This window comes from Sulfidibacter corallicola, assembly GCF_017498545.1.
Lineage (GTDB): Bacteria > Acidobacteriota > Holophagae > Acanthopleuribacterales > Acanthopleuribacteraceae > Sulfidibacter > Sulfidibacter corallicola.
In genome coordinates this window covers 2,378,558-2,398,843 of record NZ_CP071793.1, presented here as the reverse complement: position 1 = coordinate 2,398,843, position 20,286 = coordinate 2,378,558, and the positions used below count along the sequence as shown (strand labels likewise).

Genomic DNA, 20,286 nt, shown 5'->3' with positions numbered 1-20,286 from the left:
GGTTCCCCACATGGAAATATTCTGAATCAAAGCTCATTCTCCCCCAGGCGATTGAGATATTTGGATCTATTATTTTTGGAGTGTTCTATGAGCTTGCGTTTCTGGCATCTCGTATTGCTGGCCCTTGCTGCACTTGCTATGGTGGGCTGCTCCAATGACGATGAAGATGTGGAGCTGCAACCCCGCCAGATTTTTACCGATTACACTTTCGCTCGCTTCGATCCCGCATCGGGTGATCCCACCAAGATTCCCCTGCCCAACGATCTTCTGCGAGACCCCACAACCGGTCAAAACGCCGTTCCCTCGCTCGGGGATCCCGGCATCGACGCGCTTGTCGCGCAGATCAACACGATTTCCGGTTTCAGTACCTCGGGACCGATCATCATTCCCTTCGAAGGGGGCATTCGGCCCGAGACGGTCAACAGCCAAACCGTTCTGGTCGTCGACCTCGAAGATTTTCAGAGAGCCGCTGCCGGCGAACCGGTGAACCCCATTCGTCCGGTGACCTTCGACATCTCCACCGACGAGACCACCGGCGACGCCACGGTGCTGGCCCGTCCCATCCTGCCGTTGCAACCCGGCCGCACCCACTTGGTCGTGGTGACCGATGGCGTGATCGGTGACAACAGCGAAGGGTTCGCCGTCGAGGCCCAGGCGGCGACCATCCTGACGCGCAACACCGTGCCCTTGGTGGACGAGGAGGGACGGTCGACGGTGGAAGGGCTTCCCGACGCCAACGCTCTGGCCTTGGAACCCCTGCGCCAATCCTTCCAGCCGCTGTGGGAGGCGGCCGAAGGGGTGACCGGTCGCCAGCGGGTCTTCATTCCGCTGGTCTTCGCCTTCACCACCCAACCGTTGTTCGACACCCTTCCCAAGATCCGTGAAAAGGCCCAATCCGCTCAACCCGTGGCCACCATCACCACAGCGATCGAGGGGACCGCGGCCGTCGATGCCTTTTTCAACTTGATCGGTGCCGGCTTCGTACCGCACGAAAGCATCGGCGCGATCTATATGGGCACTTTCGAGGCGCCGCGTTACATAGGCAACCCGTTGACCGAGCCGTTCCAAATCGGTGCCGACGGTCTGCCGGTCGAACGCGCCACGATGTCCGTGCCCTTCCTGGCTTGTATGCCGTTGGGCGCCCAGGGCGCTTCACCGGCGCTCATCTTCGAGCACGGGATCACCCGGTTCAAGGAGGACATGTTCGGGTTGGCCAACGGGCCCTGTAGCAACGGGATCGGTGTGATCGGCATCGATATCTGGCTGCACGGCGAGCTGACCGACAACCTGGATGTGGTCAACAACGAAACCGGCGAACCGGGACCCGATGGCGTTCCCGATGCTTCCGGCACCCATTTCATCAACCTCACCAACCTGCTTCAGACGCGGGACAACTTCCGGCAGACGACCAGCAACCTCTATTACCTGACGCGGATGCTCTCCAGCGGCGGCGCCGATTTCAACGGCGACGGGGCCAGCGACGTCGCACCCTTCGGTTTGACCTACGTGGGTCAGTCCCTGGGCGGCGTGGCCGGTGTGAACTTCGTGACCACCGAGCCCAACGTCTCACTGGCGGTGTTCAACAACTCCGGTGGTCGCTTCGGCAGCCTGTTCCGCAATTCGCAACAGTTTGGTCCGCTCATCGAGGCGGGGCTGGCCGGTTTCGGTATTCCGCCGGGTTCGTTCCTGGCCGAACTGTACTTCCTGGTCGCACAGACGATCGTCGACGACGCCGACGGCTTCAACTACGGTCCGCACGCGGCCACCGGCAACTATGCCAACGGTTCGCCGACCACTGTCCTGCTGCAGATGACGCTCGACGATCCCGTCATTCCCAACTCGGCGACCACCGATCTCGCATTGGCGGTCGGCGCGCCTCAAGTGGCGGCCAACACGGCGCTTCCTGGTTTGACCCAAGTCCCCGCGCCGCATCTGGGCTCCGGTCTCTATCTCTTCGAGAACGCCGGCCACGGTTCCCTTTTGGATCCGTCCGAAGGCTCGACCGTCGAAATGCAGACCCAGGCCTTCTCGTTCCTGTTCCTGGGCTTGCAGGGCACACCCACGGTCATCGATCCGTTCCTTGCCGGGAAGATCTGGCTGGAATTGGGTGATGGGCTGCAAACGCCAATGCCCGTGGAACGCATGAACCTGTTCCCCGTGACGGGCGCGATTCGCTGAGTTCGCCATCGACATGATTTCATCGAAAACGGGGGCTTCGGCCCCCGTTTTTGGTTTGCGGTGTGCCCGCTGGTTCGCGGCTCTCTAGAAACGAATTCACTCGGAGTCCCCGAATGCCGAGAGATGCGTCGCGCCCGGTAGGTTCAGCCGTCGGCTGAACATTTCGAAGCGATCCATGTGAGGAGCCCCCGCAAGCTTTGAGGGTCGGCACGGCAGTAGGTTGGGCCGCTGGCCCGACTCGTCGAAGCGATCAAGGTTGCGCAGATACGAAACGTTAGAGAGCGAAGTCGGAATGTGTTGCGAGCGCGGCCGGTATCGCCGTGCCCGACGTCCCACATAGATTGCAGGGCTCCCCGAATCTGCTAACTTCGAGTTGTTTCTATCTAGGAATCGAGCTGGGTGTGCCCTTTGGTTCGATGCTCCCTAGAAACAAATCCGCTTGGGGTGACCGGATGCCGAGAGATTTGTCGTGCCTGGTAGGTTGGGCTGCCAGCCCGACACTTCGAAGCGGCCTACGCTTCGCATGGTCGAGTGGAAAAAGAGCGAAGCAGAGACGTCGGGCCTCTAGATCTCTCGATGATCGATTTCGATGAGTGCAAGGTTGTTTCGATGGCACGCGGCGAGGGATAGTATCGGCTTCGCTCTTTGGCGTAAGTTTCTTCTGTTGCCTACGTTGCTTCGATTGGTGGAGCAAGCTGCTCCACCTACAGGCCTTAGGCCCCGCTCGCGATGCGGGAACCTTGGACCTCACGGCTTTCGATGAGGGTCGTGAAGGAAAAGGGCGGCTTTGCTCTTTGGCGCAATTGATGGTTGTTGCTTGGGTTGCTTCGACGCGTCGGCCCAGCGGGCCAACCTACAGGTCTTACGCCCCGCTCTCGCGATGCGGGAAATTTGGACCATACGGCTTCGCTGGCGTAGCTCGAGGGAGGAAATCGGCTTCGCTCTTTGGCGTAACTCCCTTCTGTTGCCTACGTTGCTTCGATTGGTGGAGCAAGCTGCTCCACCTACAGGCCTTAGGCCCCGCTCGCGATGCGGGAACCTTGGACCTCGCGGCTTTCGATGAGGATCGTGAGGGAAAAGGGCGGCTTTGCTCTTTGGCGCAATTGATTGCTGTTGCTTGGGTTGCTTCGACGCGTCGGCCCAGCGGGCCAACCTACAGGCTTTGCGTTGCTTGCGCGCATGCGGGCTCTTCGGGCCGGTTTGCTCCGCGTTGTTTCCTTCCCGAAATCAACCCGGACTCCCGCCCGGGGGTAGCCACTTCGGGTTACATCGGCTCCAGGCGATCGCCGACCTTGGTCTTGTGCCCGTTGATGAAGGCGTGCGCCGGCATGACTTTTTTCCCGGACGGCTGAAGTTCCAGGATTTCCAGCCGGGTGCCTTCGGCGCAGGCCACGACCATTTTCTTTTTGGTGACTTCGACCAGGGTTCCCGGCTCGGCCGCCGCACCCTCGAGCCGAGCCGAATCGTCGAGCGGGCGAACCTTGACCAGCTTCAACGGCTGGTCCGCGAACCGACAATAGCTGCCCGGCCATCCGCTGAACGCGCGCACGCCGTTGAACACCTCGCGTGCCGTGGCCCGCGCAAAATCCAGGTAACCCATGCTCTTCTCGATGATGGGTGCGTAGGTCACCTCGTCCTCGTTCTGTTGCCTGGGCTCCGTTTCGGGGATTTTGGGGATCGTCTCGATCAACAGGTCGGCACCCAATTGGGCCAGATCCACTTCCAGTTGTTCGCGCGTGGTGTCGTCGTCGATGGCGATCTCGCCTTCACTGTAGACGGGCCCCGCGTCAAGTGCCAGCTCGACCCGCATGATGCCCACCCCGGTCTTGGCGTCGCCCGCCAGGATCGCATGGTGAATGGGAGAGGCGCCTCGCCAACGGGGCAACAGCGAAGCGTGAATGTTGATGCAGTCGATGGTCGGAATGTCCAGCACGGATTGGGGCAGGATTTGACCGAAGGCCGCGACCACGATCAGGTCCGGCGCCAGGTCCGTGAGGATCGAGACCCACTTGCGGGCGCGAACCCGCTTGGGTTGATGGACCGGCAGGCCCAGTTCCAGGGCGGCGGCCTTGACCGGGCAGGGCACCGGACGTTTGGACCGGCCCTTGGGGCGGTCGGGTTGACAAAAGACCGCCTGGACTTCGTGTGTTTCGTTCAGTTGGCGAAGGGCGGGGACCGCGAACTCGGGCGTTCCCATGAATACGACCTTCATCTATTCCCACGTTCCCGCTTTGACGCGTTTGCTGACTTTCTTTTTAATCATGTTGCGCTTGAGGCTCGAGACGCGCTCGGTAAAAAGGACCCCGTTGAGGTGATCGATCTCGTGGCAGAAGGCGCGTGCCAAAAACCCTTCGGCCTCGATTTCGAAGGGGTCGCCGGCCAGGTTTTGGGCTCGGACGATCACGTGATTGGGTCGTTCCACAACGGTGACGATTTCTGGGAAGCTGAGACAGCCCTCTTCCCCTTTTTGTGCTCCGTCCGCTTCGACGATCTCGGGGTTGATCAAAATGTGCAGTTCGTCGGGGTTCTCGCCCACGGAGAGGTCGACGATACAGATCTGTTTGCTGACACCGACCTGTGGTGCGGCCAACCCCACGCCTTGCGCCTTGATCATGGTTTTGTGCATGTCGGCGATGAAGCGCGTGAGTTCCTCATCGAAAACGTCGACCCTCTCGGCTTTTTTCTCTAGAACTGGGTCACCGTAAACCACGATTTTTGCCATATTTTCTTCCTTATTCCTCGGCGTTTTGTCTGAAGCGTGAGGCATTTTGCCTAATCCTAGTATAGTAAATCGATTTGATGGATTCCATAACCGAGGGATGATCTTCCGTTAACTGGTTTAAATCGTGACCTTTAAGGATTAGACAGGTCGTGGGGGCCAAGGCCTTGACAGAGGCGTTGCGCGGCGCGCCGGTCAATAGGGAGGCCTCGCCGACGAAGTCGCCCTCACCCAATTTGGCGACCGTGGCGACCTCGCCACTCTTTTCGATTTCCACCGCCACTTCACCTTCCGAGATCAGGAACATCTCGGCTCCGGTGTCGCCCTGTTTCATCAGGTACTGATCCGGTTCGTACTCGCTCATGTCCAGCGCGACCACGAAGGCGGTGAACACTTCTTTCGGCATGGTGCGGAAGAGGGCCCAATGGCGTTGGTTCTCCTCGTCGCTGGCGGCATCGAAGGGGTTGACGAAATCGTCTTCCTCTTCGAGGAAGTGCAGTTCCCCGGCGGTGAAGTCGACACTTTCATCGGTATTGCCCACCACGGGAACGGCGGTTGCGGCAGCTACCGACTCGGGTGCGGGCTCCGCGGGTTGCACGCGTTCGGGCTCCGCGTGCGCTTCCGAAGCCTCGGGTTCGGGTGCTAGTTCGGGTTCGGGTGCCGGTTCGGGTTCGGCGGCGCCCAGCCCACCGAAAAGACCACCCTCTTCTTCGTCATCGCCGCCGAACAGCGAGTCGAGGGCATCGTCGACGCTGTCGAACTGCTGTTGCCCGTTGTCCTTGGGTTTTTCGTCTTCGATGCGCGACTTGAACACCATGCGGTTGCCGGTATCCTCGATATTGGGCTCGTGGGCCGCGCGCTGGGCGATGTCGTCTTCGGGGATGCTGTCCTCGGGAAGATCGATGGGAATCGACGGTGTTTCTTCGACGATCGGGGGCAGCTCCGCGGCGGATACGTCGAGAATCGCGTCGTCCTCGTCGCTGGGCGGAATCAAATCCATCACCGGGGTGACTTCCGGCTCGGGTGACTCGTTGACGGGATTGAAATCCATGTCGATATCCGGGTTGTCGAACGTCTGATCCATGGTTTCGTCGTCGACGTCGAAGGTGTCGTCGCCTTCGTTGCCCAGAAAGCTCATGTCGATGTCCATACCGGACTGGTTGGGATCGGCGATGCCCGCTTCTTCAGCCGCACCGTTGATGGGTGCGTCGCGGTGGCGCACGAAGTCGGTGGGGTCTTCCAGGGAAGGGGGTTCGTCGGACATGTCGGTAATCGTCGCCAGGCCGTCGCCATCCAAGGCATCTTCGCCGTCCAAGCGGTCGTCGAAGTCGACATCCACATCGCCGGCCTGGTTGGCCTCTTCTTCCCAGCGATTGATCTTGCGCAGGAACTTCTCGTCGATCATGAACTTGGGAACTTTATCGTTGTAGGAGGCCAACTTGTCCAGAATGCCCTGGTCCTCGGGAAACAGGTTCAGCGCTTTTTTGAAGGCCGCGACGCTTTTGTTGAAAAATCCGGCATCGCCGTAGTGTTCGCCGACCTTCATGTAGCAATTCTTGGCTTCTTCCAGATTGCCGAGTTTGGTGTGGATGCCCGCAACCTGGATCACGAGTGCCGGGTCAAAGGATTTTTTTTGCTTCAGGACGACCTGAAATCCTTTCAGGGCACCTTTGAGGTCACCCGCGGCAAGCAGGTCCTGGGGTGATTTTTTTTTGCCGAATATTTTCCAAAAAGCCACACAGCCCCCAATCAAGGCGGAACGAAATAAACGAAGCGGCGATTGTAAATCAATTGCGAAGCGGCCGCAACCAACGGCGTCACCCTTTTATATATTGGGTTAACGGCTGTTTTCCAAAAATTTTAACCATTTATTGGGAAATCCCGACGCCATTTATTCACCTTGATCCAGTTCTTCATAAAACCGATCGATGTGGGCGATAAACGCTTCCGGTTCTTCCAGCGGCAATGTATGACCGGTTTGCGGCACGGTTTCGCCCCGGGCCCCGTCGATCCATTTCACGAGATCGTCGAGGTCGGTCGGCCGCACCAAGGGGTCCTCCTCGCCGCGCATCGCCAGGGTGGGCAGTCGAATGGAGGCCGCGTCCACCTGGGCCGAGGGGTAGCGGAACATGCCTTGGAACAGCGCCAGCAACCCTTCCTCGTTGTTGCGGGCAACCGTGCCCTTGACCAGGAGGTCCCAATCCTGGAAGCGGTCGAGTATCTTGATGCCGACGATGGTCGGTAACGAGGTCCAGGCCATGGCCCGCACGCCGCCGCTCTTGAGCGACTCGTACCAGGACCGCACGTGCGCCTGACGCAACGTGGTCTGCCCGGCGCCGGTACTGACCAGGAGCAGTCCGCGAAACCGATAGCCGTGCTCGGCCGCGGCCCGCAGGGCGATGCGCCCGCCGTGGGAGAAGCCCATCAACAGGGGGTTCTTGGCCCCGGCGGCGTCCAGCACGTCCAGCACGTCGGTGACGTGGTCGTCGATGTGATAGGGCGTCTGGCCCATGGGTGATTTACCCGTGCCGCGGGCATCGAAGAGAATCCAGCGGAATTGGGGGTTTTTGCGGGCGATGCCGCGCCAGTTGGCGCAGCTCTGACTCAAGCCGTTGCAGATCACGATGTCGCGCGGACCCTCGCCGTGTGTTTCGAAATGAATGGTCATGGTCATGAAAAGGAGGACCTCCCGGATTGAAGGTGGGCGTCGGGGTGCCGCTGCCCAAGGGGCCTCGAACCGGTTCCGAAACGGGTGTGCCCGTCGGCTCGGTTCGAATGCGGCCTGGCCCGCGCGGTGGCGTTCGCGTCATTCGGTGCGATCGAGTCCTTCGCTCTCCAGGCGCGCGATGCGGGCCTCGAGCGTTTCCACCGTTTTGTCGAGGTCGCGATTGCGACGGATCAGGGTGAAGATGTAAATGCTGACGACCACCCACACCACCGAATAGGCGGCCACCAGATAACTCATGTTGCTTTCCACTGTGATACCTCTCGGGTCGGCACGTTCACCGGGAATCGGTTTCGTGGCTTCAATATTCGTCTTCCAGGAGAGACAGGCGGGTCTTGAGCTTGTCCAGTCTGTCCCGGGCTTGGAACTGCGTGACGGCGATGCGCCACAGGCAAATGTAGAGGAGGGTGAAGGCGGCCATGGCCAGCACGAGCGCGATGGTCATGTTGGGATCCTTGATGCCGCTGTCCTCGTCGCCCATGATGACCGGTTTGGGATGCTGGGTCTCGAACAGGCGGGTGGACATGTACACGAACGGCACGACGCAGGCTCCGACGATCCCCAAAATGGCGCTGATCCGCGGGCGCTTGCTCTCGTCGTCGATGTAATGGCGCAGGTTGATGTAACCCAGGAAGATGAGCCACAGGACGACCGTCGAGGTCAGGCGCGCATCCCATGACCACCAGACACCCCAGGTGGGCTTGGCCCAAATCGGGCCGGTCGTGAGCACGATGGTGCAGAACACGAGGCCGATCTCGCCGGAGGCCAGCGATTTGCGGTCCCAGTGGAGATCCCTTCCCGCCAAGTAGCGGGCCGACCCGTACATGACGTAGAAAAACGCCAGGAAACCTGGCCAGATGCTGCCGAGGTGAAAGTAGAAAATGCGTTGAACGTCACCTTGCATCCGATCCGGCGGCGCGATCTGCAGGGCCCAAATCAATGCCAACTCCATCGTCACCGTCAACAGGGTGAAGATCAGCAGATCTTTGATGGATAGTTTCATGTCATTCCTCTCATTCCTCGAGCAAAAATTCGTATAGGAGGAAACCGACCGAAAGGAACACTACGTTGAGCGCGAGCAGGAATTGAATCCAATTCCACGGCGATTGCCCGCGTAGGGCGACTTCGGTTGAGTTTACCCCAGCGATGAGTGCCGGAACAACCAGCGGAAGTTGGACGACCGGGAACAGCACGTCCTTCATTCGGGTATTCGCGGTGATGACCACCACCAGGGTGCCCACCGCGACGAAACCGCCGGTACCCAGCAGCAGGCTGAGGGCCAACCAACCCGGGCTCTGGAGCAGGTCCACGTGAAAGAACAGGGCGATCAGCGGCAGCAGCAGGACTTCCATCGCCGACAGCAGCAGCCAGTTGGAGCAGACCTTGGCCAGGTAGAGCCAGCCGCCGTCGGCCGGAGACAGGATCAAACCGCGATAGCAATTGTTGACCATTTCGGATTGATGGGTGCGGTTGAGGCCGATGGTCCCGGAAAAGGTGATGCACAGCCACAGGGCGCCGGCGCCCATCAGCTCGTACTTGACGCCGCTGGAGGTGGAGGCGAAGTAGATGACCGTCAACAGGATGATGGAAAACAGAAAACTGGAAATGAAGATTTCGCGAGAGCGCAGCTCACGGCGCAAATCCTTGTGGAGCATGGCGGAGAAGACGGAAACCACCGGACTCATGAGTTTCTGGCCTCCATTTTCGACCCCTGACACAGTTTGAGATAGGCCTCGTAGCTCAGGTCACTCTTGTGGAGGCTGTGCACCAGCCTGCCGCGATTCATGATCCAGAACCGATTGGCCAGTTCGTAGCCGTGTTGGAGGTGGTGGGTGACCATCAACCAGCAGGTATGGGCGCGGGTGAACACGTCCTTCATGCGGGCGACGCCTTCGCCGTCCAACCCCGAAAAGGGCTCGTCCAGCAGCAGCATCTCCGGTTCGGGCAGCAGCGCCCGGGCCAGACTGATGCGTTGCTGCATGCCGCGCGAACAGGTGCGGAACAGGCGATCCTTGTGGATGGCCATGCCGACCTGGTCGAGCAGGCCCACCAGTTCGCTGTCGCTCAAACCGCGGCGGTACAGTCGATTGATGAACTGCAGATTCTCGAGGGCGGTGAGGTCGGGATACAGCATGGGTTCGTGCGAGAGGAACGAAAGACGGGCGCGAACACGGCGCACGTCGCTGCAGGCCTCGCCGTCGAGGTGCCAGGTGACGGTGCCCGAGGTGGGTTTGGTCAGCGTGGCCAGGATGTGGAGCAGGGTCGATTTACCTGCACCGTTGTGGCCCAACAGGGAGATGCGATCGCCGGGATGGAATTGTTCCTCGGCGCGCCACAACGCGATCGTTTCGCCGAACTGTTTGGTCAATTGATGAAACTGAATGCTTAATGTCACAGGTTATCCGAGGGCGATCGCCCATTTCAAATTCAGACAAAGACGGAATGAAGCCAACCCGATCCGGGGGCCGCGGACACGTCGGGCGGTGCGAATGGAGAGATCATCCCATTCAAGCCGCGACCTTTCTACCGCAATTGGCACAATAGTGGTAGAAATCGCGCAGGGGTGCACCGCATGCGCATTGGGGCGGCTGTTTGACGGGCTCGGCGCCTTCTTCGTCGTCGGTCTCCACGGTTTCGGTCTCGCTTCCCAAGGGGGCGATGTCCAATTCGCGGTAGAGCTTCGCCAACTGCAGCAACAGCCCGCGCTCGATGTTTTCGAAATCATCCCCCGCGATCTTGCCGGCATCGCGGTTCTCGCGCAGCTTTTCGAGCGAGGCCAGCAGTGCACGCACGCGTTGCTCGCTCATCTGGCGATCGGAGGCCAGCCTGGTTCGTTGGGTTTTGGCGATGAGCGGGTACCCGACCCAGGCGAGCATAGTCAGGGAAACGGCCAAAGTGGCTGCCAAAGTCATACGGCTTCCTCCGCGGTGCTGGGCATCGTCGTGCGGGCGGTGGCGCGGACCCGATCCGGTAGGAAGGCGATGGCCGTACCGAGCACCATGAACAGGGTGCCGATCCAGATCCATGCGACGAGTGGATTGACGTAGACGTGGAACACGCCGATCGGGTGTTCCGCGGTATGGTTGGGGGCGGGCCCGGCCACGACGACGTAGTAGTCGCGCACCAGGGTGGATTGGATATCCACTTCCGAGGCCTGTGATTCGGAGGCCTTGTAGAAGCGCTGCTCGGGCTGGAAGGTGCGTGTGACCTTGCCGTTCTCCATCAAGTTCACCTTGGCGGTGTAGGTGACGTAGTTCAGCTCTTCGCGGGTTTCGATGTGCTCCACCTGGAACAGGTGCCCGCCGACCTGCATGGTGCCGCCGATACCCAGCTCGCGCTTGTCTTGGTGATTGAAGGCCGAGCCGGTGATGCCGAGGGCCATCAGGAACACCGAGAAGTGGGTGACATAGCCGCCATAGCGACGTTTGTTGAGGCTGACCACCGAAATCAGGGCGGTCGGCAGCGATTCACCGGCACGCTTGGCCCGGCGAAGCACGGTTTCCGCGAACTCGTGGGCGATGGTCGCCAATACGAAGGTCAGCGATGCGAAGGAAAGCGAGGAAATCAGGGGGCCTCTGTCGACGACCACGAGTCCGACCAACACCAGGACGGCCAGAATGGTGGGCCACAGGAACCGCTCGCGCAGCAGGCGCGTGCTGGTGCGTTTCCAGGTGAGGATCGGGCCGATGCCCATCAGGACCATCACGCCGATGAACAGCGGTAGTTCGACCGTGTTGTAAAAGCCGTGGCGCAGTTCGCGTTTCACACCGTTGACGGCCTCGGTGATCATGGGCCAGACGGTACCCAGCAGGGTCAGGCCGCACAGCACCACGAACAGGACGTTGTTGAACAACAGTCCCACTTCGCGGCTACTCACCGACTCGTAGCGGTTGTCGTCCACCAGTTGATCGCGGCGTACGGCGAGCACCAGCAGGCTCAGTACCAGATTCAGCACGATGTAGGCGATGAAGTAATTGCCGATGTCGCTCTCGGCGAAGGCGTGAACCGATGAAATGAGACCGGAGCGGGTGATGAAGGTGCCGAACATGCACATCAGGAAGGCGCCGACCAACAGCAGGATGTTCCAGAGCTTGAACATGCCGCGCTTTTCCTGGGCCATGATGGAGTGAATGAAGGCGGTGGCCAACAGCCAGGGCATGAAGGAGGCGTTTTCGACCGGGTCCCAGGCCCAGTATCCGCCCCAGCCCAGTTCCATGTAGGCCCAGGCGCCGCCGAGAATGATGCCGACCCCGAGGATCAACCAGGCGACCAGCGTCCAGGACCGAATCATCGGTAGCCAGGTGCGTCCCTCCAGGCGCGTGATCAGGGCGCCGAGCGCCAGGGCGAAGGGGAACAGGAAGCCGATATATCCGGTGTAGAGCAGCGGGGGGTGGATGATCATGGCCCAGTGCTGGAGCTGGGGGTTGAGGCCGCTGCCGTCGCGTGGGGTGATGGTGGCGAGGTGACCGTCGGCCATGACTTCGCCCCATTGGACGAAGGGGTTGGACACGATGTTGTTGATCACGAGAAAGAAAACGAGGGCCAGACCCACGAAAACCATGGCCCAGGAGACCATCAGCCGCGGCGCCTTGCGGGTCAGGAACAGAAAGGCGCAACTGTACAGGGTCAGGATCAGGGTCCACCAGAGCAGGGATCCCTGGCTACCGCCCCAAATGGCCGTAAGCTTGAAGATGGTGGGCAGGGTCACGTTCGAATGGCCCTGGACATAGGCGATTTGGAAGGCGTCGATCTGAAGCAGGTAACCCAGGACGCCGACGGCGAAAAGCACCAGAAAGGTGGTGGCGACGTAGGCGCGAACGGCCGCGCGCCGAAAACGCTCGCGGGCGGCCTTGGCCGCAACCAGCGAGGCGAAGGTGCCGAAAATGGAGAACGCCAAAGCGAGCATGAGGGCTAGATTGCCGAGTGTGGCCATGGATGGCTCCAATCTTGGTTGTGCGTGGGGGTTGTAGGGGGAGGATCGATTGGAATCGACGGCGAAGGTCCTCCCGCCTGGGGCACGGTCTTCCGAAAGAGAACCGGCTAAGGCGCGTCATGCGCACCATAGAACGAGCCGCCCCGAAGGTCAAGCACACCGCTTGTTCGAAAGGGAAGGCCGCGTGAAAAGAAGCGTCTCTGCGACAGCCTTCCCGAGATGATGGCGGCTCCTGAAGTTCGGGGTGGGGCGCCCGTTTTTAGTTGGCCGCTTGAGATTGCTCTGGTTCGGCCTGTGTGGCTACTTCGGCGGTTTTGGCCGCTTCAGCGGAATCTGTGGGGGTTGAGGAGACTTGATCGGCCGGCGGGTTGGCGGGGGTTTCGGAACCTTGAGGGTAGCTGCCGTCGACCATTTCCTCGGTGAGGCCCGCTTCGTATTTCGAGGCGCATTTGGCTTGCAGGTGATTGGCCTCGAAAACGCGGTCGCGACGCATTTTGCCCTCGACAACGGCTTCGGCGTGATCCTTGAACATGTCGGGAAGCGGCGCTTCGCCGATGTAGTGGACCACCAGCTCCACATCGTTCTCGTGGATGGTGAAAATGACGGGACGGTCGTTGGGTTTGCTTTTAATGCTGCCGGGGACGATGCGGCCTTTGACGCGCAGACCGATGTTGTAGACCTTGTCTCCCAGGGCAGGCAGTTCGTCTACCTTGTAGAAGTAGTTGGCACCGGCAAGGTTGGAGGTGACCAACCATCCGACGGCACCGACGATGAGCAGGAGCGGGATCATGATCTTTGCTTGCATGCTGCGACAAACTCCATTTTTCAGAGAGGGACCAAGCCCTCGAACTTGTCCCCAATCTACAGGTTAACCCTCGCGTGGTCAACGAAATCTGGACCGAACCGGTCCGGTATCACACCGGTTCATGACGCGTCCCGACGTACCCTCGATACGATTCTTGTTGGCCGGTCCCAAAGGCATCGCTACAATAGGGCCCCGATGGCGGGATGTTCGATTTCGCTGCGATTCGTAGCTCGCTCCCGAGGACCGCCACGATGCCGTCCGACCGAGGATTTTTTTCGGCCTCACGCGCTCCCGCCCGTCGATTTTGGAGGTTTGCATGCGCTTCTTCGCTACCCGGCCGCGATTTCTACCGATCGCCCTGGCGATTCCGATCTGGTGGGTGTCCGCGTTCGCGTCGGCCGCCGTGACCCTGAACGGATCGCTCGTCGACGGAACCAACGGCGGTGACGGTCAGGCCGACACGGTTCAGTTGGTGCGGTTGGGGAATGCGATGGAAACCGTCGCCGTCCAGCAAAATGTCCAGGGCGCCTTCACCTTCGAATACGAAGACCCGTTTCAGCCGGGAACCCTGCTGATTCAGGCGGTCAAGGGCGGGGCCATCTATTCGCTCCCGGTGCAGGATCCCGCGCAGCCCATCGAGATCACCGTCTACGACGTGGCCGAAGATCTGCCCCTGAACGCCGCGATCGGCTCGCTTGCCCTTTTCGCCGAAGGCCAGACGGCCCAGATCGGCATGTTCATCAATGTCGACAACCAAAGTGACCCGCCGCGGACCCTCAATCGCCAGGGCACCACTTTCCGCTGGCCGCTTCTGCCCGGCTATCGCGAGATCGAGGTCAGTACCCGGCGCGGGCAGATGCCACTTCGTCAAACGGTTCGCGTGGAAGAGGATCACGCCGGCATCGCCTATCCCATCCGGCCGGGTCGCACGCAGGTCATGGTGCGCAGCATTCACGCCTACAATCCCAGCGACGCCAGTAACTATTACAAAATTCCCCTGCTTCCCGACCAAGAGGCCATGCACATCCTGGTGATGCCCCAGAACCTGGAACTCGAAGGCGAGGGCATCGTGTTCGTGGACGTGGACGACGACAACGACGTCAAGCTCTACGAGTGGCGGCGCCAGGAAGGTCAGGAAGTGCTCGAAGTGAATTTTCACGGCAAACCGGCACCGAAACCCTCCAGCGAGGAAGAGCAGCACACCGAAAACACCGGGCGCGAATTTCAGCGCATGCCCAACGAGCTGCATCCGTATCGCTGGTGGATCGTGGGCGTATCGCTGGCCTTTCTCTCCCTGCTCATGGTGATCGGTCTGCGGCTCCGCTGATCCCCGCCGGTCGAATTTCCCGAAAGCGGGCGTGCCGATCATTGGACCGAAGTTTCGCCCGAATCGGTTGGGTGCCCATGACTCGGGTCGCAATGTCGTTACAGAGCTCACCAGATCGTCGGTGGAAAGGGCTTTGAGCACATTTTCCTCTCCCACGAGCCCTCGTTTCGTGGCATGATGGTTTCGGGAGTACGGCACCTCATGGTGTGAAAGCCTTGGCGGAGAGGCTTTCCAATGGTGGGTGCCACCTCAAACCGCATGTTTTGATTTGTGTTTTTTCATTTACATCATGTTTTCCCCGGCAAGCGACCGGGGGCTATATTCGGCCCTACCTGTCGACGTGAACGAGAATGCGATTCAGGCGTTTTTTCCCGACCGCCATCGATGTCGTATGGGAAAGACGATTCACGGTTTTGAAGAACGGGTGGAAGGCCTATTCATGAAGTGGTCGAGAAAGGTCATTGTAGGTGCAAATGTATGGCGTTGCGTTTGCACCCTTGCAGACACATCCAACTGAACGTGGTTGAAACCGACGAATCACGCACATATGCGGAGTCTTCAGAAAGTGAGACACTTTTCTCTTGACCTCATTAGGGAGATCGCGGCTCGGCTTTCCTGGTTGAGTTGTTTGGTGTTTGGGGTTGGATTTTCGCCCGCCTCCGATGTGACGCCGCGCCTGGATTGGTACGTCCATAGCGAGACCCCCTTGGGCGGTTGGAAAATGCGCATGGTCTTCGACAGCCGGGGGCGGGGCTGGGCCGGAGGCGTTTCGACGACGCCCACCAAGGACCTGCTTTACCGTTACCAAGATGGCACCTGGCAATTGGAACCCAGTTTTCCCCTGGAGTGTAAGCGAACCTTCGTCATGGATGTCGATCCGGCCGATCGGCTCTGGGTGTGTCCCATGGCGCCCTACGAGGATGGGTGGGATCCTCGTGAGCATCTGGAATTGCTGCGCTTCGATGGGCAGGAATGGACTCGGCGCACCTTGCCGGACACCCAAATCTGGCCCCAGGCCATGGACATGGTTTCGCCCACGGAAGGGTGGTTGGCCGGCAACGGCAGACGTCTTCTGTATTTCGGTGACGACGATTGGTATCTGGCCGTCGCCGAACCCAACGAACGGTTTCAGACCTACTCCGAAAAAACCAAGCGGTCCTTCAATTTTCTCGATATCCACATGGTCGACGGCGATACCGGTTGGGCCTGCGGGACCATCAGCATGCTGGCCGAGTATCGCGACGGTGTCTGGCGCATGATCGAACCTCCTGCGGATTTGCCCGACAATTGGTTTCGCGCGCTCGATGTGGACGAGAACGGAACGGTGTGGATCGCCGGTGACGGCATGGTGGCCTCTTACAGCGAAGGGACATGGCGCTGGTGGCGCGACTTACCGGTGAATCTGACCCTGTTGGATATTTTGGCGATCGGACCCGAGGAGGTCCTGGCGGTCGGCAGCAGCGGGACCATCATTCGCTACGATGGGCGGCAATGGCAACGCGTCTTCTCCGCCTCGGCCAACGCCTTGTCGCACTTCGCCGAAAAAACGCCCGGCCAGCCTTGGATTTTGGGTAACAACCACATACTCGCGCCGACGCAGATCAATCCGCCCTATCTGAGGTCGCTGGATCATCCTTCGGGTCTGCCCCACTTCACCCAGCGCGAGAGCGGTTCGCGCGTGATGGACCTCAACGGGGATCGGCGACCCGACCTGCTGATCTCCCAAAAACGGGAAGTCCAGAGTTACATCAACTTGGGCGGTGGTCAGTTCGTGCTCGACCAGACACTGATGGAGGAATCCACTTCCGGGTTCTACACCCAGGTGCATGCAGCCAAGGTCGACCACTTCGATCGGGTCGAATTGATGGCCAGTACGACCTGGCCGAATCGAAACCCGCGTTTGGTGGTGTCGGATCGATTGGGGGTTGCGCCGCAATGGGTTGCATCCAACGTCCTCGGCAACACCGAAAAAGTCGAGCAGCGCTTGCTCCAGGGCATCTTCGATTTGGACCAAGACGGCGATTTGGACCTTTACTGTGCGAGAATGGTCGGTAATATCGCCTATCCTTATATCCTCTGGAACCAGGACAATCGATTCGAGGAAGACGTGAACGTGCGGTTTGCGTACTCGGCGACGCCCTATTTCTGGGGAGACCTCGACGGAGATGGGGACCTGGACGCCATCTCGCCGGGATATCGGCCCAGCGACCTGCTGGTCTACCGCAACGAGGGCGATCGGGTGTTCAGCGACATGTCGGCGGAATCCGGCCTCGATGCGACCTGGGGCGCCGGTTATGGTCGAGCCGAACTCGGTGACCTGGACATGGACGGTGACCTGGATTTGATCATCTTTCGCAGCGAGCTGGAGGTCTGGTTCAACGACGGTACCGGCTTTTTCGTGAACCGCACAGCCGACTTTCCCACCATGATCGGGGAACTCAATTATCCCAGTGTCAACATCGTCGTTGCGGGCGACCTGAATCACAACGGCTACGCGGAAATCTTCCTGATGACCGACATCGGCGGAAAAAACGAACGCCACATCCTCTCGCGGGGGAGTGACGGGCGGTGGCGGGATTTGGATTCGATGGTGACCGAGGAGATTCCCGGAGTTCCGTTTCAATTCTCCGATCTCGATCAAGACGGCGATTTGGATATCTTGGTCGAGGGCAAAGGACCGATCAAGGTCGTCGACAATGTACGCGACGACCGACAGTTCCTGAAGTTCGACCTCGTCGGAACCCCGGGCAACTACGAGGGGATCGGCACGCGAGTCTGGCTTTACCGCGAGGAGCCCAACGGTGAATCGCGTTTGGTGGGCTTTCAGCAGGTGGGCGTCTCGGGGCAGAACCAGGCCCAATACGGGCTGGGCGATCAGGTACATTTTGGATTGGCCCAGGATGGAACCTATCGCGTGCGGGCGATGTTCCCCACGGGCGAAATCGCCGAGCTGGCCGGCCTAGCGCCTGGCCAGACCCTGGAACTCTCGGCCCATCGGCCCTTGATCCGCCCGGTTTATGCGACATTTCACCAGATGGGTTTGAACCTGACGCGGGTGGATCCCTGGGGGACCGCGGCCAAGTGGATCGCCCTGTTCCTGCTGTTGCTGGGCCTCTACCGCTATTTGTTACCGCGCAGGACGGGGCCGATTTCGCGGACCTTTGCCTGTACCACCATTGCCGCGATGGCACTCTATCTGGTTGTCGATCTGGCCACACTTCACCATTCCGGGGTTCGCCAGATGGGGATTTGGTTCGGGGCCGGGCTGTTTTTGACGTTCTGTGCGGTCAACGAATGTGGCTTTTCCCACTGGATTTCCTCCCACTATCTGGGTCCCTACCGGTTGCAGGGCCTCTTGGGTGAGGGCGGCATGGGGGTCGTGTACCGGGCCCGCAACGTGGTGCGGCGTCGCACGGTGGCGCTCAAGACCTTTCCGCCCGAGTTGACCCACAAAAAGGAACTGCGGCGTCGGTTTCAACGCGAAGCCGCGATCTTGAAGAGTTTGAAACACCCCAATATCGTGAAGGTCTACGAGACCGGGGAAATCGATGGGCGTGGTTTCATCAGCATGGAGTTGTTGCAAGGCGTCACCTTGCGCCGTCTGATGGCGGAGCAGGGCCCGCTGCCGTGGCGGAAGGCGATCGTCATCTTCGAGGCGGTGGCCGAGGCGTTGGCTTACATTCACGACAAAGGCATCCTGCATCGCGATTTGAAGGCCGACAACATCTTTTTGACGCACGACGCACTCTTTCAATCGCCCGCCTGGCGATTCTCCTCGCGCGATATCGCGGCCCTGGCCAACGGTGTAATCCACAAGAAACAGGTCATTTTGATGGATTTTGGACTCTCCAACGCGGAGCACATGGAAACGATCACCCGCGGTAACGGACTGATGGGCACCCTTGCCTACATCGCTCCGGAGCAGGTGATCCACCGGCGCTGCGACCACCGCAGCGACATCTACGGTTTGGGTGTGCTGATGTTCGAGACGCTGTGTGGCCGCCTACCCTACCAGGGCGCACACGAGATCAGCCTGATCGGGAACATTCGCGCCGGCCGAATCCTGAACCTTCGCGAAATCGCACCCAACTTGCCGCTGCCGTTGACCAACCTGGTCATGAAAGCTTTGGCGTTTTCGCCCGAGCAGCGGTTCGGACGTGCCCAGGAAATGGTGGAAGCGCTTGCCGACATGCGTCTGCAGGGTGTGAGCACGAAGGAGGATACGCTGATCCAGCGGCTGCCGGCGGCGTCCCCGCCTGGCGAGCCCGAAGACAGGGGTCCGTCGGATGTGCCGGTCGCGCCACTGGCGACGGCGGTGCAGGCGCTTCCCGTCGTACCGTCAATGCCCCTGAGCCAGGAGTTGGCGGCGCGGACCCAGACTTGGCGCAATCTGTTTACGGCCGCAAAATACCAGGCCGACGCCACCCGGTTCAGCGAGGCGCGCATTACGATGGCCGACTGCATGGATCAGATCGAAGCCGTGGCGGTCGATCTGTCCGAGGCGGATTGGACCGAATACGAGAAGGCCTTTCAGGTGGAAGAGGTACTTTCCTTCATGGAGTCGCTGAGCCAATCGGACGGCTGATTCCCGTGTGGCATCGAGGTGCCCAGGCACGGAGTCCCCGCATCGAGAGAGTGGCGAGGCGCAGTAAGTGCCAGGCCCGCCCGAGCCGCCGGGTCGAAGTGATCCATGCTGGGAGTGCCCGCATACCGAGAGCGGCGTCATGCCGGGTAGGTTGGCCCGCTGGGCCGACAGATCGAAGTAACTCAGGAAACGGAAGTAGGTTACGCTAAAGAGCGAAGCCGATAATTTCCCTCGCGACGCCGATCAAAAGCCGCAAAGTCCGAAGTCCCCCCATCATGAGAGGGACCTAAGGTCTGTAGGATGGCCCGCTGGGCCGACAGATCGAAGTAACTCAGGAAACGGAAGTAGGTTACGCTAAAGAGCGAAGCCGATAATTTCCCTCGCGACGCCGATCAAAAGCCGCCAAGTCCGAAGTCCCCGCATCATGAGAGGGACGTAAGGCCTGTAGGTGGAGCAGCTTGCTCCACCAATCGAAGCAACGTATGAAACGGGAGGGAGTTACGCCAAAGAGCGAAGCCGATTTCCTCCCTCGAGCTACGCCAGCGAAGCCGTATGGTCCAAATTTCCCGCATCGGGAGAACGGCGTAAGACCTGTAGGTGGAGCAGCTTACTCAACCCTTTAAGCCGATCGAAAGACGACTTGTCGCAGTCTTCGAGAGGTCCGAAGTCTCGGCCTTTCTTCCGCGGGGGAACCGATCGCTTCGCTCTTTCGCACTCCGATCTATAATGGCCCCTAGGCCCGAGGCCAGGACCTTGCCGTCCACGTCGAACTCTCAGGTGCTGGCGCCATCGCTGTCGATCATACCGGTTCCGGCGGTCACCCGGATTTCGGCGTTCGCCTTTCTGCTGTGCTCCTGCTAAGCAACCGCCTTCGACACGTTGTCCCAGCGGGCTTGCCGCCTCTGAACCTGGCACGACGTCTCTTTTGAGATGGAGCCACCCCGCTGTTGGATTACTTCGATGGGTTGGGGTTCGCTCCTTTGCATATTTTGCTAATGTCGCTTGAATTGCTTC

General features: G+C 60.1%; 14 protein-coding genes. 3 read left to right on the top strand and 11 right to left on the bottom strand.

Annotated features, from left to right (window positions below):
• Nucleotides 1-87 precede the first annotated feature (87 nt).
• A complete protein-coding gene (locus J3U87_RS07145) occupies nucleotides 88-2,178 on the top strand; it encodes a hypothetical protein (RefSeq protein ID WP_237382348.1) in 2,091 nt (696 codons plus the stop codon).
• A gap of 1,264 nt (nucleotides 2,179-3,442) precedes the next feature.
• On the opposite strand, the gene fmt is transcribed toward J3U87_RS07145, so the two are convergent.
• The 11 genes from fmt to J3U87_RS07090 all read right to left on the bottom strand — a co-directional run bounded on the left by fmt (nucleotide 3,443) and on the right by J3U87_RS07090 (nucleotide 13,360).
• Nucleotides 3,443-4,390 carry a methionyl-tRNA formyltransferase gene (fmt, locus tag J3U87_RS07140; protein ID WP_237382347.1) on the bottom strand — a complete coding sequence of 316 codons (948 nt, stop codon included), beginning with the start codon at nucleotides 4,388-4,390 and terminating at the stop codon, nucleotides 3,443-3,445.
• Nucleotides 4,391-4,900 (bottom strand): peptide deformylase, encoded by a 510-nt coding sequence (gene def, locus J3U87_RS07135; protein WP_237382346.1) that lies wholly within the window; start codon nucleotides 4,898-4,900, stop codon nucleotides 4,391-4,393.
• A gap of 10 nt (nucleotides 4,901-4,910) precedes the next feature.
• Nucleotides 4,911-6,635: a cyclic nucleotide-binding domain-containing protein gene (locus J3U87_RS07130; RefSeq protein ID WP_237382345.1), complete on the bottom strand. Its 1,725-nt coding sequence runs from the start codon at nucleotides 6,633-6,635 to the stop codon at nucleotides 4,911-4,913.
• Nucleotides 6,636-6,788: 153 nt separating this feature from the next.
• Nucleotides 6,789-7,571 carry an alpha/beta fold hydrolase gene (locus J3U87_RS07125; protein ID WP_237382344.1) on the bottom strand — a complete coding sequence of 261 codons (783 nt, stop codon included), beginning with the start codon at nucleotides 7,569-7,571 and terminating at the stop codon, nucleotides 6,789-6,791.
• Nucleotides 7,572-7,703: 132 nt separating this feature from the next.
• Complete coding sequence (locus J3U87_RS07120; RefSeq protein WP_237382343.1) at nucleotides 7,704-7,862, bottom strand: CcmD family protein; 159 nt, start codon at nucleotides 7,860-7,862, stop codon at nucleotides 7,704-7,706.
• A gap of 61 nt (nucleotides 7,863-7,923) precedes the next feature.
• Nucleotides 7,924-8,625: a cytochrome c biogenesis protein CcsA gene (gene ccsA, locus J3U87_RS07115; protein WP_237382342.1), complete on the bottom strand. Its 702-nt coding sequence runs from the start codon at nucleotides 8,623-8,625 to the stop codon at nucleotides 7,924-7,926.
• A gap of 10 nt (nucleotides 8,626-8,635) precedes the next feature.
• The gene (locus tag J3U87_RS07110; protein ID WP_237382341.1) at nucleotides 8,636-9,307 is read right to left on the bottom strand and encodes a heme exporter protein CcmB; all 672 of its coding nucleotides are present in this window, start codon (nucleotides 9,305-9,307) and stop codon (nucleotides 8,636-8,638) included.
• Entirely contained in the window at nucleotides 9,304-10,017 is a 714-nt protein-coding gene (locus J3U87_RS07105) for an ATP-binding cassette domain-containing protein (protein WP_237382340.1), read from the bottom strand. The genes J3U87_RS07110 and J3U87_RS07105 overlap by 4 nt, the downstream gene beginning before the upstream one ends.
• 112 nt (nucleotides 10,018-10,129) lie before the next feature.
• The gene (locus tag J3U87_RS07100; RefSeq protein WP_237382339.1) at nucleotides 10,130-10,534 is read right to left on the bottom strand and encodes a hypothetical protein; all 405 of its coding nucleotides are present in this window, start codon (nucleotides 10,532-10,534) and stop codon (nucleotides 10,130-10,132) included.
• Nucleotides 10,531-12,555 carry a heme lyase CcmF/NrfE family subunit gene (locus J3U87_RS07095; RefSeq protein ID WP_237382338.1) on the bottom strand — a complete coding sequence of 675 codons (2,025 nt, stop codon included), beginning with the start codon at nucleotides 12,553-12,555 and terminating at the stop codon, nucleotides 10,531-10,533. Before J3U87_RS07095 ends, J3U87_RS07100 begins: the two co-directional genes overlap by 4 nt.
• A 259-nt stretch (nucleotides 12,556-12,814) precedes the next feature.
• Nucleotides 12,815-13,360 (bottom strand): cytochrome c maturation protein CcmE, encoded by a 546-nt coding sequence (locus J3U87_RS07090; RefSeq protein WP_237382337.1) that lies wholly within the window; start codon nucleotides 13,358-13,360, stop codon nucleotides 12,815-12,817.
• Nucleotides 13,361-13,676: 316 nt separating this feature from the next.
• Here J3U87_RS07090 and J3U87_RS07085 point away from each other — a divergent pair, with 316 nt between their 5' ends.
• Together J3U87_RS07085 and J3U87_RS07080 are read left to right on the top strand one after the other, a co-directional pair.
• A complete protein-coding gene (locus J3U87_RS07085) occupies nucleotides 13,677-14,687 on the top strand; it encodes a hypothetical protein (RefSeq protein ID WP_237382336.1) in 1,011 nt (336 codons plus the stop codon).
• Nucleotides 14,688-15,318: 631 nt separating this feature from the next.
• On the top strand, nucleotides 15,319-19,272 hold the full coding sequence (locus J3U87_RS07080) for a protein kinase domain-containing protein (RefSeq protein WP_237382335.1): 3,954 nt from the start codon (nucleotides 15,319-15,321) through the stop codon (nucleotides 19,270-19,272).
• The last annotated feature ends 1,014 nt before the right edge of the window (nucleotides 19,273-20,286 follow it).